This is a genomic window from Microbacterium stercoris (assembly GCF_017592545.1).
Lineage (GTDB): Bacteria > Actinomycetota > Actinomycetes > Actinomycetales > Microbacteriaceae > Microbacterium > Microbacterium stercoris.
The window spans coordinates 55,210-68,413 of the sequence record NZ_JAGFOA010000004.1 but is presented as its reverse complement, the minus strand read 5'-3'; the positions used below and the strand labels follow the sequence as shown (position 1 = coordinate 68,413).

Annotated in this window: 14 protein-coding genes; 2 read left to right on the top strand and 12 right to left on the bottom strand. The window is 68.0% G+C overall.

The window, feature by feature from the left end; translation table 11 throughout:
• Nucleotides 1–15: 15 nt before the first annotated feature.
• Nucleotides 16–999 carry a 2-phospho-L-lactate transferase gene (gene cofD, locus J5V96_RS10490; protein WP_208503560.1) on the top strand — a complete coding sequence of 328 codons (984 nt, stop codon included), beginning with the start codon at nucleotides 16–18 and terminating at the stop codon, nucleotides 997–999.
• Between the two features lie 84 nt (nucleotides 1,000–1,083).
• Here the strand turns inward: cofD and J5V96_RS10485 are convergent, their stop codons facing one another.
• The 7 genes from J5V96_RS10485 to J5V96_RS10455 all read right to left on the bottom strand — a co-directional run bounded on the left by J5V96_RS10485 (nucleotide 1,084) and on the right by J5V96_RS10455 (nucleotide 9,016).
• Nucleotides 1,084–1,725 carry a SatD family protein gene (locus J5V96_RS10485; protein ID WP_208503559.1) on the bottom strand — a complete coding sequence of 214 codons (642 nt, stop codon included), beginning with the start codon at nucleotides 1,723–1,725 and terminating at the stop codon, nucleotides 1,084–1,086.
• Between the two features lie 113 nt (nucleotides 1,726–1,838).
• Nucleotides 1,839–2,768: a hypothetical protein gene (locus J5V96_RS10480; RefSeq protein ID WP_208503557.1), complete on the bottom strand. Its 930-nt coding sequence runs from the start codon at nucleotides 2,766–2,768 to the stop codon at nucleotides 1,839–1,841.
• A gap of 74 nt (nucleotides 2,769–2,842) precedes the next feature.
• On the bottom strand, nucleotides 2,843–3,643 hold the full coding sequence (locus tag J5V96_RS10475) for a signal peptidase I (protein WP_208503555.1): 801 nt from the start codon (nucleotides 3,641–3,643) through the stop codon (nucleotides 2,843–2,845).
• 84 nt (nucleotides 3,644–3,727) lie between these two features.
• Nucleotides 3,728–4,495 carry an alternate-type signal peptide domain-containing protein gene (locus J5V96_RS10470; protein ID WP_208503553.1) on the bottom strand — a complete coding sequence of 256 codons (768 nt, stop codon included), beginning with the start codon at nucleotides 4,493–4,495 and terminating at the stop codon, nucleotides 3,728–3,730.
• 92 nt (nucleotides 4,496–4,587) lie between these two features.
• Nucleotides 4,588–5,478, bottom strand: a complete 891-nt coding sequence (locus J5V96_RS10465; RefSeq protein ID WP_208503551.1) for a hypothetical protein — start codon at nucleotides 5,476–5,478, stop codon at nucleotides 4,588–4,590.
• A gap of 11 nt (nucleotides 5,479–5,489) precedes the next feature.
• Nucleotides 5,490–6,077: a hypothetical protein gene (locus J5V96_RS10460; protein WP_208503550.1), complete on the bottom strand. Its 588-nt coding sequence runs from the start codon at nucleotides 6,075–6,077 to the stop codon at nucleotides 5,490–5,492.
• A 95-nt stretch (nucleotides 6,078–6,172) separates the two neighbouring features.
• Nucleotides 6,173–9,016 (bottom strand): right-handed parallel beta-helix repeat-containing protein, encoded by a 2,844-nt coding sequence (locus tag J5V96_RS10455; protein WP_208503547.1) that lies wholly within the window; start codon nucleotides 9,014–9,016, stop codon nucleotides 6,173–6,175.
• Nucleotides 9,017–9,363: 347 nt separating this feature from the next.
• Here J5V96_RS10455 and J5V96_RS10450 point away from each other — a divergent pair, with 347 nt between their 5' ends.
• Nucleotides 9,364–10,113 carry a tyrosine-protein phosphatase gene (locus J5V96_RS10450; protein WP_208503546.1) on the top strand — a complete coding sequence of 250 codons (750 nt, stop codon included), beginning with the start codon at nucleotides 9,364–9,366 and terminating at the stop codon, nucleotides 10,111–10,113.
• Here J5V96_RS10450 and mutM read toward each other — a convergent pair.
• From mutM to coaD, 5 genes are all read right to left on the bottom strand, one after another.
• Nucleotides 10,098–11,003, bottom strand: coding sequence for a bifunctional DNA-formamidopyrimidine glycosylase/DNA-(apurinic or apyrimidinic site) lyase (gene mutM, locus J5V96_RS10445; RefSeq protein WP_208503544.1), 906 nt, complete (start codon nucleotides 11,001–11,003; stop codon nucleotides 10,098–10,100). The two genes, J5V96_RS10450 and mutM, sit on opposite strands and share 16 nt — an antisense overlap.
• Nucleotides 11,004–11,007: 4 nt before the next feature.
• Complete coding sequence (rnc, locus tag J5V96_RS10440; protein WP_208503541.1) at nucleotides 11,008–11,631, bottom strand: ribonuclease III; 624 nt, start codon at nucleotides 11,629–11,631, stop codon at nucleotides 11,008–11,010.
• Nucleotides 11,632–11,811: 180 nt separating this feature from the next.
• A complete protein-coding gene (rpmF, locus tag J5V96_RS10435; RefSeq protein WP_208503539.1) occupies nucleotides 11,812–12,021 on the bottom strand; it encodes a 50S ribosomal protein L32 in 210 nt (69 codons plus the stop codon).
• Between the two features lie 3 nt (nucleotides 12,022–12,024).
• Nucleotides 12,025–12,516: a YceD family protein gene (locus tag J5V96_RS10430; RefSeq protein ID WP_208504196.1), complete on the bottom strand. Its 492-nt coding sequence runs from the start codon at nucleotides 12,514–12,516 to the stop codon at nucleotides 12,025–12,027.
• A gap of 139 nt (nucleotides 12,517–12,655) precedes the next feature.
• Nucleotides 12,656–13,156 (bottom strand): pantetheine-phosphate adenylyltransferase, encoded by a 501-nt coding sequence (coaD, locus tag J5V96_RS10425; RefSeq protein WP_208503537.1) that lies wholly within the window; start codon nucleotides 13,154–13,156, stop codon nucleotides 12,656–12,658.
• Nucleotides 13,157–13,204: the final 48 nt, after the last annotated feature.

The window sequence follows — 13,204 nt, the reverse complement described above, 5'->3', positions numbered from 1 at the left end:
TGGTTGACTGGTGGGATGAACATCACCGTCATCGGCGGCGGCGTCGGCTGCGCGCGCTTCGTGAAGGGCGTGCGCGAGCACGCGCGTCGCTCCGGCGACGACCACCGGATCGATGTGGTGGTCAACACCGCGGACGACTGGTGGGTCTCGGGCCTGCGGATCGCTCCGGATCACGACAGCCTGCTCTACGCGCTGGCCGGTGTGAACGACACCGCACGCGGCTGGGGCCGCGCCGACGAGACCGAGCGCGTCGCCGCCGAGCTGCACACCTGGGGCACCGCCCCCGACTGGTTCACGCTGGGAGACCTGGACCTCGGCACGCACATCGCGCGCACGGCCTGGCTGCGCGATGGCGTCTCCGTCTCCGACGTGTACCGCCGCCTCGGCGCGCGCTGGGATCTCGGGGTCACGCTGCACCCCGCCACGGACGCCGAGATCGACACGTACGTGCTGCCGGCGGACGGATCCGATCCGCTTCACTTCCAGGAGTGGTGGGTGCGGCACCGCGCGCAGCTTCCCGCGCGGGGGTTCGTGCAGCGCGGCGTGGAGACGGCGGCGCCGTCCGCGGGCGCGCTGGAGGCGATCGCCCGCGCCGACGTGGTGCTCGTCGCCCCCTCGAACCCGGTCGTCTCGGTCGGCCCCGTGCTCGCCGTACCCGGCATGCGCGACGCTCTCGCGTCGGCATCCGCTCCCGTCATCGGGGTCTCGGGCATCATCTCCGGCGCTGTCGTGCGGGGCATGGCAGACGTCTGCCTCACCACGATCGGTGTCGAGACGTCCGCCGCGGCGGTCGGTCGTCACTACGGCTCGCGCTCGTCCGGAGGCCTCCTCGACGGATGGCTGGTGGACACGTCCGATGCAGGCGACGTCGAACTGCTCGCCGCGTCGGGCGTGCGTGCGCGCGCCGTACCGCTGTGGATGCACGACGCGGACACCTCCGCCCAGCTCGCCGCCGACGCGCTGGCCTTCGCGTCCGACGTGCGTCGCCCACCTCTCTGAAAGGACGTGCTCTCAGCGAGAACGTGCCGGGTCTGATCCGATCCGGCATGTCGTCGCTGAGAGCACGTGTGATCAGGCTCCGGATCAGCCGTCGGCGAGACCGCGCGCGCCGAGACGGAGCGCACGCACGAGCGGCTTGTTGATCGCCTGCGAGACGGCGGCCTGCGTGATGCCCTCTTTCGCGGCGATCTCCTTCTGCTGCAGGCCACGCCAGGTGTCGTAAGTGGCGCGACGGGCGCGCGGGTTCATATCCGCGACGACCTGGTCACGCAGCAGCAGGTAGGCGTTCACCACGGGCACCCGCTCTCGAAGCGCCTCGGGCTCGCTCTCGTGCACCGCGAACCACGAGCGAACGCCGGGCAGTCTGCCCTTGTCGAGCTCGTTCGCATGGTCGATGGCCGAGCGCGCCGCCCACCAGCCCGGACCGTCCTGGATCCGGTCGGCCAGCAGCGACTCGACGGGCACGATGTCGCCGACGCCGATACCGAAGCGGCAGCCGACGCCCTCCGGCAGGGCGAGCTGGAGATGAAGCGTCGCGACGAGGGCATCCTCGACCGTGCGGTACACGGCTTGGAACTCGTCGCTGAACGTGGGCCACCACTCCTGCACGGCGCGCGGCCTCACCCGCTCGACTTCGCGTGCGGCGGCCTCGATCTCGCGTTGCACCGCGTCGCGGTCCTGCGCCGCACGGGAAGCGACGATGTCTGCGATGACGGCGACAACCATGTACATGAGCGTAACACTGATATTTGCTCGTAAATAAGCGATCTGGCTGAAACAACTCATATATCAGCGATTTGGCTGACAGACCTCGGATATCAGCGATCCGCCCATGGTGATCAGATTCGCCCGTCCGACGCTCCCCCGGACGTCCCGAATTCTCCCGCGCAGACAGCGCACTGGACCGTGCGACTTCCGTCTTCGTGGCACAGAAGCGCACGGCGCTCCCCACCTGCCAGGGGTTCGTCGCAGTAGTCGCACACCACAGGACGTCGGAAGAAGACCATCAGGAAGCCGATGCCGAGGAGACCCAGCGCCAGGAGCGCGAAGGGCCAGGGATCGGAGCCCGTGATCGCCAGGAGCGCAGCGGTGTCTCCGCGGAGCACGACCTGGACGTCGAAGGACAGCTCCGCGGATGTCGTGTCCGCACGGCGCTGGTCTCTGACTTCGCTCGGCATACTCGCTGTGAGCGTGATCGGCACCGTCTCGCCGCGCGCCACTCGAAGCTGAGCGATCTCCGTGCGGGGTGCAGACACCTGGATGACCTCATCGAATCGTCCTCCGCCCGCGACCTGGCCGACTGCCCAGGAGAGATCCACGTTCTCCCCCAATGCGCGATTGCGTGTGTCAGCGGCGAACAACTCGCTCGCGGCGATGCTGACCGACATCGTCGCGGCTTCCGGGCCACTGTTCGTCACCAGCAGCGTCCGCGTCACCTTGTCTCCCGGCGCGAAGACCCGGGCCCCGATGAACGAGGCTTCTGCGGTCTCATAGCCGTCGCCGGCCCAGTTCAGATGGGTGGTGGGCCCATCCCAGACCGCACGAACGGGAAGCTGAGCAGACCCCGCTTCGGGTGCGGCTGGCGTGGCCGTCCCGGGCGGGGAGCCCTCCGTCTGCACCACGACGTCGCCGCCTTCGTCCGCTGCCTCCTGTCCCAGAAGCGCCTGGGCTCCGGGAAGAGCCCCGGCGAAGAAGAGGACGAGAGTCAGGACGAGGGTGGCCAACGCCGCAACGGCCACGGCGATCCAGCGCCCACGGCGGGTCAGCATGCCACGAGACCACTCCCTCGCCACGACCCGGCTGTTCAAGGGGCGTTTCATGGCTCCAGCGACGGGATCCGGGGTCATGATCTCGTGTCCTGGGTCGCGGGTGGAGAAGTCTCAGAATCGGGATCGACGGAGCCCATGGCCCAGCTCAGCTCGCGTTCGCGCAGAAGCAGCTCGCGCTCTCGAAGGTCCAGTTCGCGTCTGCGGAGCGCGAGCTCATCGGGCGCCGACGACGTTGCCTGAGGAGTGCCCACCGGCGTGGAGGACCCGGACCCCGCCATCGACGCCACGCCGGGAATCCGCACAACCGTTCTCTGCTGCTGGCGCCCCGGCCACAACCACCACACGGCCGCGATCGCGATCCCGAGAGCCATCGCCAGCATCGGGTTCTGCTGGATCCATTCCTTCACCCAGCCGACGGACGGAATGGCATACATAAAGACGCCGCGGACCTGCTCGGGAGAGATCGGGTCGTCCGCCGTCGAGTTCGCATCGCCCTGGGTCAGCAGACGGCAACCGGAGCCATCCTCGAAGGAGCCGATGGTGATCCCGACGACGCGATGAGTGATCAGCGACGGGTCATCGGGGGCCGGCAGGAACGTGACGATGTCGTTCACGCTCACCTCGGTGCAGACGTCGTCCGGATCGATGCCTCGTACCGCAACGACGTCCCCCGGAGAGAGAGCCGGCTCCATCGAGCCGGTGAGCACGGTGAGGGCCTGGCCACCCATAAGACGCGGGATGAGGAGAAGCGCCGCGATCAGTGCGACCAGCAGCGTCGCGACAGCGATTCCCAGAGCCCGGATGAGGATGCGCCAGGGCGAGTCGTACCAGGCGCGCTCTCGCGTGCGTGCGCGGCGAGTGGCTGGGCGGGTCATTTTGTCCTCTGACGGGTTCAGGCGGAGGGATGTCGGGGCACGCCGGGTTGCCGGCGTGCCCCGACTGGGGGGATCTGACCTGGATCAGAACTGCGCACCGGTGTCACGCACCTGCTGCAGGGTGAGCGAGAGCCCGGCGAGCGTGTCCGCGGCCAGCACCTGATCGCGCTCCGTCACCGTGACGTCGCCTTCGGTGTAGGTGAAGTCGCCGTCCTTGTCCTCGAAGAACGAGCCGTACACGACAACGGTGATGTCCTCGGTGTTGGTCTCCATGGGAAGCACGGTGGTGTCAGCGTCCTCGAGACCCGCGTCCTGGCCGGTGCCCGGAGCCGAGAGGTACAGCAGGGTCGCGTCGGCCGCAACGGGCAGAGCGCGCTCATCCGAAACCAGCTCGCCATCCTGGTAGACCTCGTAGCTGTAGCTCATGCCGGTGTTGGCCAGTGCGTTCGCATCGAGACCATCCACCCCGAGGCGAGCAACGAGGTTGTCGCCCTCGAGGGTGACGTCTGCCGAGAACGACGCGGCGACCTTGTCACCGGGGACGATGCGCCAGGTGGAGGCGTTCGTCGGGGTCAGCGCGTGGCCGAGCTGGCTGCCGTCTGTGCCCGTGACCGTCGCGGTGGCGTCGGCGCGGTCGGCCGAGACGTCCCAGAACGTCGTATCAGCGGTCTTCACCAGGTTCAGGTCACCTGCGGTGATCGTGCCACCGGCGAAGGTGTCGCCGGCCGACCACAGCGCGAACGTGCTGCCACCGGCAAGGAGAGCGATGGTCGCGCCGCCGAGGATCAGCGCGCCTTTTCGTCGCTTCTTCTCCTCGGTCACGACGACGATCTCAGGGTTGTGAACGGACATGGGTGTCTCCCTTTCTCAATGGGGTTGGTGTTGCTCCTTCACGGAGCTGGCTGCCTTGTGCAGCCGTTCGCACGGCGGGCCCGTGCGAAGTCTCAGTTCCGTTCAGCCCGCGGCGCGGTGCTGACGGTGGTGACAGTCGGTTGGAACTCGAGCAGGACGGCGGGTTCGCGGGAGGGATCGGGAAAGACGGTCGCTTCCCAGATCGCGTCATCACTCGCGAAGGTTCCGTCCTCCGCTCTGCCTTCGGCCTCAGCGCGGTTGCGGTAGAGGCCGAGCGCCTTCAGTGAGACAGGGAACGCGACGGCGGCGATCCACTCATCCACTGCCGTACGTGACGAGCCGTCCTCTCCGACCCCGACTGCGAATGCGTCGTTGACGTAGATGCCGTCGGGCGGCTGATTCCAGTCGACCGCAGCACACCAGGTCTGCGTGATCGGCGATGCCTGATGGTTGGTGTTGGCGGCTTGGAGAGTGTGGTCTTCGGCTGCGTAGAGGTGGACGTTTCGCTCGTCACCCTCCGGCAGCTCGGGGACCAGGGAGCAGTCGTCCCCTTCCCCGGCCGGGTAGATCCGGAGCGTCGAGTTCGCCAGCAGGGTGTCCTTGACCGCCTTGCCATCCGTGAGCGGGAGCACCGTTCCGTCCTTGGCGATCTGCGCCGAGGCGACGATGTCGTAGTCCAGGCCGGCGATGCCGTACGCCGCCCCGGTCACGTGGAATCGCCAGATGAAGGGATCGGGGCTCAGTCCCGTCTGCGTCAGCACCTCGGCCATCACGGATCCGGGAATGGTGAGGGAGACCGCCTCCCCATCCTTTGAGGTGACCGGCGCAGCCTTCTGGAGGGCATCCTGAACGGCGAAGGACACGCTGCCGGAGCGCATGGCGGGGATGACGGTTGTGTCATTCACGGTCCACAGTGCGGAGGCCCCCGAAAGGGTTCCGAAGGACAGCGCGCCGACGACGAGGCTGGTTGCGGTGATGCGCATGCGAGGAGTCATCAGCGCACCTGCCTGAGTGCCACGATGATGTCGCCGATGGACCACAGATCAGCCGTCGGCGCATCAGCCCAGATGTAGTCGCCCGTGAGCTCGGCGGTGAGGACGACCTTCCAGGAGGCGGTTGCGCCGCCATCGTGTCCTTCGAGCCCGGGCACCGGGAGCACTTCACCGAGTTCAGCACCGCCGGTCGCGGGTGCGACCTGGATGCCGTCAGCGTCCTCGATGCGAAAGGAGATCTCCACGGAGCCCGATCGGACGTGGTCCGCCAGTGCCGAGGGATCCCTCAACTGGACATCGAAACCGCCGACCAGGTTGTCGCCACGGAGATAGGTCGTGACCGGCTGAACGATCTCCACGATGTCGCCGGGCATGCCGATGAACTCAGGGGTAGTCTCCAAACCGCCCGAGAGCGGGTCGGATACCCCGGGAGTGACCTGCCGCCACGTGGGGTCACCGGTGGTGATGCTGAGGTCACCCGCGGTGACCAGGCCGCCGAGGAACGTGTCCTCACTCGACCACATCGCATAGGCGATACCGGCGCCCGCCATCGCTGCCACAACGGCTGCACTCGTGGTGATCACGGCCACGGCCGCCCGCCTTCGGGCCTTCTGCCCGCGCTTCTTCCGGCCTCCGCGAGCACTTCCCTCACCCGTCGACGCTTCGGCCGATGCGACGCCGCTGTTCATCGCTCTGCCCCCACGGTGACGGTGGTGTCGACAGGGATCAGCGTCGCGCAGGCGGAGAGAGAGGTGCTCTCGCCGATACCCAGGCGAGCAATCGTGCCGATGGTGCCGTTCTGGCCGAGCCGGGTGTCGGAGTCCGTGACGACGATCTCTGACAGCGTGGTCGCCCAGTCGTCCTGGGAGCGGTTGGTGACCGTGTAGACGAAGCACACCTGCTCGGCGTCGAGGAGACGCGCGCCGCTGAGAGCGGGAGTTCCCGTTGCTTCGATGCGCGCGGGGCTGGAGGAGTCGGTGACGCCGGTGTACGCGCGCTTGTCGATCTCGATGGACGGGTCGGTCGCGAACAGGAAGGGAGTCACGGTGGGGACGACCAGACCGTCATAGCGAGGGTCGCCCGAACGCAGAGTTCCGAGGATCGCGGTCGCGGTGTTGGCAGCGACGGCACCTTCGCGCGCGGTGACGCGGATCAGGTCGGTGTGCTCTCCTTCCGCCGCCACCTCGGGGGCGCTGTCGGACACGCGCACGCCGTGCTCCTGCCCTGCCGCATCCAGAGCGAGCTCGAACACGAGTTCGCTGTTCGGAACGGGAGCGCCAGCACGCAGGGCATAGGCGTACTCCTGGCCGTTCGGCTCGCCGGTCACGACGGAGAACTTCGACTTGGTGGCCGTGACCGGATTCGTGAAGGTGATGCCGGAATCGTCACTCGCCGCAGGACCGGCGTTCGCGAGGCCCGACGTGGCCGCGACCGTCCCCTTGGGCAAGGTGGCAGTAACCGTGGCAGAGTCGTCGACCTCGATCAGAACGTCGAAGATCGTGCCGTTGGAGCCCTCGACCGGGGTCACGCCGGTGACACGGGCGTTGATGCGGGTGGCGTCGTAGGTGAACTCGGTAGCCACAGCGGTGAGCTTGATGTCGTCCGCCTGAACCGTGGACGGGTCGAGCGGCACAGAGGAGGTCAGCCTGTAGTGCAGCTGGCGGTTGGTCGTGGGGTCGTTCTGCGTCTCCGTCTGCTTCAGCGTGAGAGCCGGCCGGCAGTTGCCGGTCACCGGCACCACACGGCTGTACTGCGAGCTGGTGTTCTGCGGCTCGGTGTTCAGATGGGTCTGGACTCGGACGTATCCGGAGACGGTGCCCGTCGTCGGATCGACGGCCACGACGGAGACATTCCCCTTGTGCCCCGGAAGGGTCTGCGCCCCCATCGGCAGCGAGAATGTCAGGTTCGCCGTGGCGCCCGCGACGTTCTCCGCACGCCCGAGGTAGAGCTCCGCCGTGGAGTTGGCGGTCCAGTAGACCTCGAGGTCCGCGCCGTCGGCAGGGAGAATGCCGGTCCCCGCGCCCGTGGGCTTGGTGACCTGGACCGTGGCCATGCACATCGAGGAGATCGAGTCGCGATCACGCGGCGAGACGACGATGCTCCCCTCCGGTGCGGCCTTTGTGAGGACCGTCGCCGTCGCGGAGGGATACCAGGTGCGCAGTCCTTCGTTCGCGGTCGCAGCGTGGTTGTCCAGCAGCAGGGCGGCGTTGTCGGAGGTCTCCTCGCCGAGCGCCGGGCGGGCCTGGGATGCCGATCGGGCGCCGAAGGTGTTGCCGGACACGTTCACGCGGCCGGTATCACGCAGGCGGATCGACGAGGTGCTGTAGCCGTCGAAGTGGTTGTCGATGATGTCCAACCCGCTGGCTGCGGTGAGACCGGGACTTGCCGCGGCCGCCCACCCGATGGCGTACGACTGGCCGCTGTCCGCGCGAAGGAACGTGTTGTTGCTGATGCGGTTGGCTCCTCCGAGGGGCGTGTTCGGCATCGTGATGAGCGACGTGTCGTAGCTGCCCGCGCGACCCTGGACATTCAGGAAGGTGTTTCCACTGATATCCAGGTCGGAGAGAGTGATGCTGGTCGCGGCGGTGCCGAGGCCGAAGCGGAATGCGTCGACCCCGGAGAGGTTGGTCACCCGCGAGTTGGTGAACGAGAACCCTTGCAGGTTGACGTTCCGGCGCTCGTAGAACGACGTGAGGTTCGTGCGGCATCCCGTGCCGTCGGCGAAGGTGCACAAGCCACCGCTGACGTAGTCGACAGCCACCCCGTCGATCCGGATGTTGCTGATCGGGGCGGTCTTGCTGCCCGCGTCGAAGAGGAACAGGCCCGTTTCCTCGCCGTCGTTGTAGAAGCCCTGGAGACGGTAGTTGCGAATGGTGATGTCCGTCGCGCCGGCTTCATACACCGCGAAACGCTCGGGGTAGTAGCTGCGCGTCGTGACCGATTGGCCGCCCTCCAAGACGACACGCTTTGCGTTCGGCCCGAAGACGACCGAGGAGCCGGACCCGAAGATGTCGGTGAAGTTCTTCAGCGTGATGTCTTCGCCATTGACATGGAAGGCAGCCATCTCGAGGTCGGTCACCGGGTATACGCCCACGCGATTGCCCAGGTCGATCGTGACGGGGGCGGTGATCTCGTAGGCGGCGCCGGCGTCCCAACTGGTGACGTTGGCCGTGGTCATCCAGTTTCCGGTGCTCTCGATCATCGTCGGCTTGATGTCACCCGACAGTCCGTCTTTGACGACGATCTCGACGCCACCCGAAGCACCCTTCAGGGCGTTCGACTCCTCGATCGCCGCACGCAGGGTGCAGGTCTTGCTGTCCGTCGCACAGTTGCCGTCGCCGGGCACGGCATCGCGTCCGGACGCCGCGAGGCTGTCCACGACGAGCGTGCGGGGGGCAGCCACGGCCGGCAGAGCGACACTCAACCCGCCACCGACCACTGCGGCCACTGCCAGCGCAGCGACGACCGCGCGGCGCATCGACGTGCGCCCGGCGTGCGTACGGCGTCGCGTGACGCGGCGGCGGTTCATGTCGCGATCTCCCCCAGGTGTGAACGTGAGCAGCGATGAGACTGCTGAGGCTGTTCCGTCGGAACCCGGTGGGCTCAACGACGTCACCTAGAACTCTGTCGCGCGGCTTAGAGCGGCCAAGCACGAGATGGCGAAGATGAGTGGCTCGCTGGGCGGAATAGAGTGCGTCGGAGCACGTGGGTAGGTAGAGGCTCCACTGATCTGAGCGCCGATCGCCACCGCCTGTGCAGCGGAACCGCGCCGTTCCGAGCGGTCTTCCGGTGCGGTCACCGCGGACGAACCGTGCGTTCCGCAGGGCGCCCGCTCGATATCCTCGGCCATCGCGAGCCCGATGCAAGACTGCCGGTATGGAACGCACGCTGACCATCGCCGGGCTCGCGAACGCCCGCGACCTTGGCGGGCTTACCCGCAGGGACGGATCTGTCACACCCTGGGGCGTGTTCGTTCGCACGGAACGACTCGACCGCGTTGACGCACAGGGATGGGACGCGCTCCGAGCGCACGGAGTGCGCACGGTCATCGATCTTCGTCGACCCAGCGAGAGCACAGGTCACGCACCGACGTCGGTCGCACACGTTCGCGTGGATCTCGACGGCGATGAAGCCGAGTTCTGGGAGCCGTATGAAGCGGACGGACGCTGGGGCACCCCCCTCTACTACCTCGCGCACCTCCGCGAGCTCCCGCACCGACTCGCCGCTGTGCTCGAAGCCATCGCAGCTGCCGAGGAGGGTGCGATCCTCTTCCACTGCTCGGCGGGCTGGGACCGAACAGGCCTCCTGGCTGCGGTGCTCCTCCGGGCTCTCGACGTCGAGACGGATGCGGCGGTCGCGGACTATCTCCTGTCCTTCGCGAATGCCGACGCGATGGCCGCGCTGCACCAGCGATCATCCGAAGCCGAAGGGCGGCACATGATCCTCCGTCAGTTCGGCCACACCGCGGAGTCGGCGTTCCGTGACATGTACGAGAACCTCGACCTCGCCGAATGGTTCCGCGTCTCGCGTACCGATCCGACAACGCGGGTGGCCATCGAGACATGGCGAGGAGCCGTCGGCAGGGAGGAGATCCGGCGGCGCGCTCCGGGCTACGGCTGCCGCTGACACCTCGGGCAGAAGAACGACGAGCGGTTCATAAACGCCACTCGCCGGATCGCCGTGCCGCACCGATCGCACGCTTCACCCGCACGCCCATATGCATGCAGGTACCTGCTGAAATAGCCCGCCTGCCCGTTGACGTTGACGTACTGCGCGTCGAAGCTCGTGCCCCCCTCGGCGAGAGCCCGCGCGAGCACCGAACGCACCTCGGCCAGCAGCCGGTTCACGGCGCGCGTCGAGAGGTCCCTCGCGATCGTCTCGGGGTGGATCCGCGCGGCCCACAGCGATTCGTCGGCGTAGATGTTGCCGATCCCGCTGACCACGGTCTGGTCGAGCAGCACGCGCTTGATGCCGGATGCCTTGGCCGCCACCCGGCGCCGGAACAGGGCATCGTCGAACGCCGGATCGATCGGATCGCGCGCGATGTGCGCCGCCTGCTCCGGAACGAGGGGCGCGGCATCTCCGAATCCGCCCGGGTGTCCATCCTGCGTCGGGATGAGCGGATCGATCGCGAGCGATCCGAAGGTGCGCTGATCCGAGAACACCACTGCCAGTTCGCCGTGCTCGGGATGCTCGATCGAGATGCGCACCCGCTCGTGCCGCTCGGCCGGGGCGCCGGGCGCGCGCAGAAGCATCTGCCCGCTCATTCCGAGGTGCACCATCACCGACTCGGGGCCACGCGCCGCCTCGTCGTCCAGCGGCAGCCAGAGGAATTTGCCGCGCCGCGCCGCCCCACTGAAGCGACGGCCGGTCAGCCGAGCCTCGAAGTCGTGCGCCGTGCCCGGGTGACGCGTGAGCGCGCGGGCATCGTGCGCCTCGACTCCGAGCACCCGAGCGCCGACGACGGCCGGCGCGAGACCCGCGCGCACCACCTCGACCTCGGGCAGCTCCGGCATCGGATCAGTCCGCGGTCTGATCGGAGAGCCGGCGCCAGAGCTCGAGAGCGGCCGCCATCTCGGCGGTCTTTTTGCTCGTGCCCTCGCCGGTCGTCGACAGCCCGCCCACCGTCACCGTCGCGACGAAGCGGCGCTCGTGGTCCGGTCCGCTCGCCTGCACGGAGTACGTCGGCGGAGTGAGCCCCTGACGCGCGGCGATCTCCTGCAGCGCCGTCTTCGGATCCATCGCGGCGCCGTAGCGCTCGGGGTTCTCGAAGAGCGGCTCGACGAGGCGCAGCACCATGGCGGTGGCGACGGGCGCGCCGGCCGACAGATACGTGGCGCCGATCACGGCCTCCATCGCGTCGGCCAGGATCGACTCCTTGTCGCGTCCGCCCGTGAGCTCCTCGCCTCGGCCGAGCTTGAGGTGGTCGCCCAGTCCGATGCCCCGCGCGACCTCGGCCAGCGCGACGGTGGAGACGACACTGGCGCGGCGCTTCGCGAGCGCGCCCTCTTCGAGCTCCGGATGACGGGTGTAGAGCATGGAGGTGACCGCCAGGCCCAGCACCGAGTCGCCGAGGAACTCCAGGCGCTCGTTATGCGGCAGGCCGCCGTTCTCGTAGGCGTACGAGCGGTGCGTCAGTGCCAAATCGAGAAGCGGGGGGGGGGGGGGGGCGCCGCGCGTGGCGGGGTGGTGAAGGGTTGCGGTCCGTGTCGGCGTCCGGGGGGTGCCCCCGTCAAAAACCCCCCCCCCCCCCCCCCCCCCCCCCCCCCCGCTTCTCGGTGAGGTACTGCGTTCCGCGACTATCGATCGTCACGGGAGGCCGAATCAGACGTCGGCGACCTTGCGGCCCTTGTACTCGAGGAACAGCTCGGTGCCCTGCGAGTCGGTGACGACCTTGGCCTGGTGAGGACGGCTGTAGACGACCTTGCCGTTCTCGATGGTCTTGACGAGCGGCGTCGCCTCGGCCTTCCACTGCGCGCGGCGCGAGCGGGTGTTGGAGCGGGAGACCTTCCGCTTCGGGGGGTTACCAGCCATTGTTCAGCTCTCTTCTGTGTCGCGGGCGGCGCCTTCCGGCGCCGATCCGTGGTCGGTGAGGTTCTGGAGCGCGGCCCAACGAGGATCGAGGGGCACCTGCGAGGCGCTTGCCGGTTCAGTCATCCGCTCGCCCGTGACCGGATCAAGGCCGGGGCAATCCGGCTGACAGACCGGCTGAAACGGGAGCGCCAGAACGATCGCATCCCTGACCAGAGTTTCAAGATCCACGTGGTCGTCTTGAACTTCGAAGTCAGCAGTTTCCAACCCAGGATACTCGAAAAGCTCCTGGATCTCGACTTCGAGCGGCGCGGCGATGTCGCGCAGGCAGCGCCCGCACTCGCCCTTGTACTCGGCATCGATCGTGCCCGAGACGAGGATGCCCTCGTGCACGGACTCGAGGCGCACGTCCAGGTCGATCTCGTCACCCTTCGGCACCGACACGATTCCCTCACCCCAGCGTTCGCGCACAGGGATGGTCAGGAAGTGCTCGCGCATCTCGCCCGGCTTGCGCACGATGTCGCGCACGGGCAGCACGAAGGGTCCAGAGAGTCGAGGTCGCACGGTTCGATGCTACTCGCGGGGAGCAGCGGGAGGCCGAGCCTCGCCGCCCTCGGCCGCATTCGTCAGCCGGTTCTCAGAAGTCCCGGGCGCCGGCCTGCTGCAGGAAGCGGGCCACAGCCGGCGGGACGTACGGGGAGACATCGCCCCCGAGCCCGGCCACCTGGCGCACGAGCGAGCTCGACACGAGCGCGTGCGACGGCTCCGGCAGGAGGAACACGGTCTCGATGTCGGCCAGATGACGGTTCACAACAGCCATCGGCGTCTCGTAGGCCACATCGACCTGAGAGCGGATCCCCTTCACGAGCACCCCGGCACCGACCTCCTGCGCGTAGTCGACGAGGAGTCCGACGCTCCACGAGCGCACCACGAGGTTGCCTTCCATGCCGTCCTCGGCGATGGACTGCTCGAGCAGCGAGACGCGCTGGGCGGCGGGAAGCATGCCCGCCTTGTCGGGGTTGTGCACCACCACCACGTGGAGCTCGTCGTAGAGCCTGGCCGCCCGACGGATCACGTCGAGGTGACCGAGGGTGGGCGGGTCGAAGGAACCGGGGACGACGGCGATCCGAGCGCTCATGCCCGCAGACTATCGGGCGCTTCCTATGGCCCGGATCGGAAGACGGGT

Excerpts from the sequence above, each read along its gene's own strand:
- cofD (WP_208503560.1), top strand. The coding sequence starts at position 16 with ATGAACATCACCGTCATCGGCGGCGGCGTCGGCTGCGCGCGCTTCGTG.
- J5V96_RS10485 (WP_208503559.1), bottom strand. The coding sequence starts at position 1,725 with ATGGTTGTCGCCGTCATCGCAGACATCGTCGCTTCCCGTGCGGCGCAG.
- J5V96_RS10480 (WP_208503557.1), bottom strand. The coding sequence starts at position 2,768 with ATGCTGACCCGCCGTGGGCGCTGGATCGCCGTGGCCGTTGCGGCGTTG.
- J5V96_RS10475 (WP_208503555.1), bottom strand. The coding sequence starts at position 3,643 with ATGACCCGCCCAGCCACTCGCCGCGCACGCACGCGAGAGCGCGCCTGG.
- J5V96_RS10470 (WP_208503553.1), bottom strand. The coding sequence starts at position 4,495 with ATGTCCGTTCACAACCCTGAGATCGTCGTCGTGACCGAGGAGAAGAAG.
- J5V96_RS10465 (WP_208503551.1), bottom strand. The coding sequence starts at position 5,478 with ATGCGCATCACCGCAACCAGCCTCGTCGTCGGCGCGCTGTCCTTCGGA.
- J5V96_RS10455 (WP_208503547.1), bottom strand. The coding sequence starts at position 9,016 with ATGAACCGCCGCCGCGTCACGCGACGCCGTACGCACGCCGGGCGCACG.
- J5V96_RS10450 (WP_208503546.1), top strand. The coding sequence starts at position 9,364 with ATGGAACGCACGCTGACCATCGCCGGGCTCGCGAACGCCCGCGACCTT.
- mutM (WP_208503544.1), bottom strand. The coding sequence starts at position 11,003 with ATGCCGGAGCTGCCCGAGGTCGAGGTGGTGCGCGCGGGTCTCGCGCCG.
- rpmF (WP_208503539.1), bottom strand. The coding sequence starts at position 12,021 with ATGGCTGGTAACCCCCCGAAGCGGAAGGTCTCCCGCTCCAACACCCGC.
- J5V96_RS10430 (WP_208504196.1), bottom strand. The coding sequence starts at position 12,516 with ATGCGCGAGCACTTCCTGACCATCCCTGTGCGCGAACGCTGGGGTGAG.
- coaD (WP_208503537.1), bottom strand. The coding sequence starts at position 13,156 with ATGAGCGCTCGGATCGCCGTCGTCCCCGGTTCCTTCGACCCGCCCACC.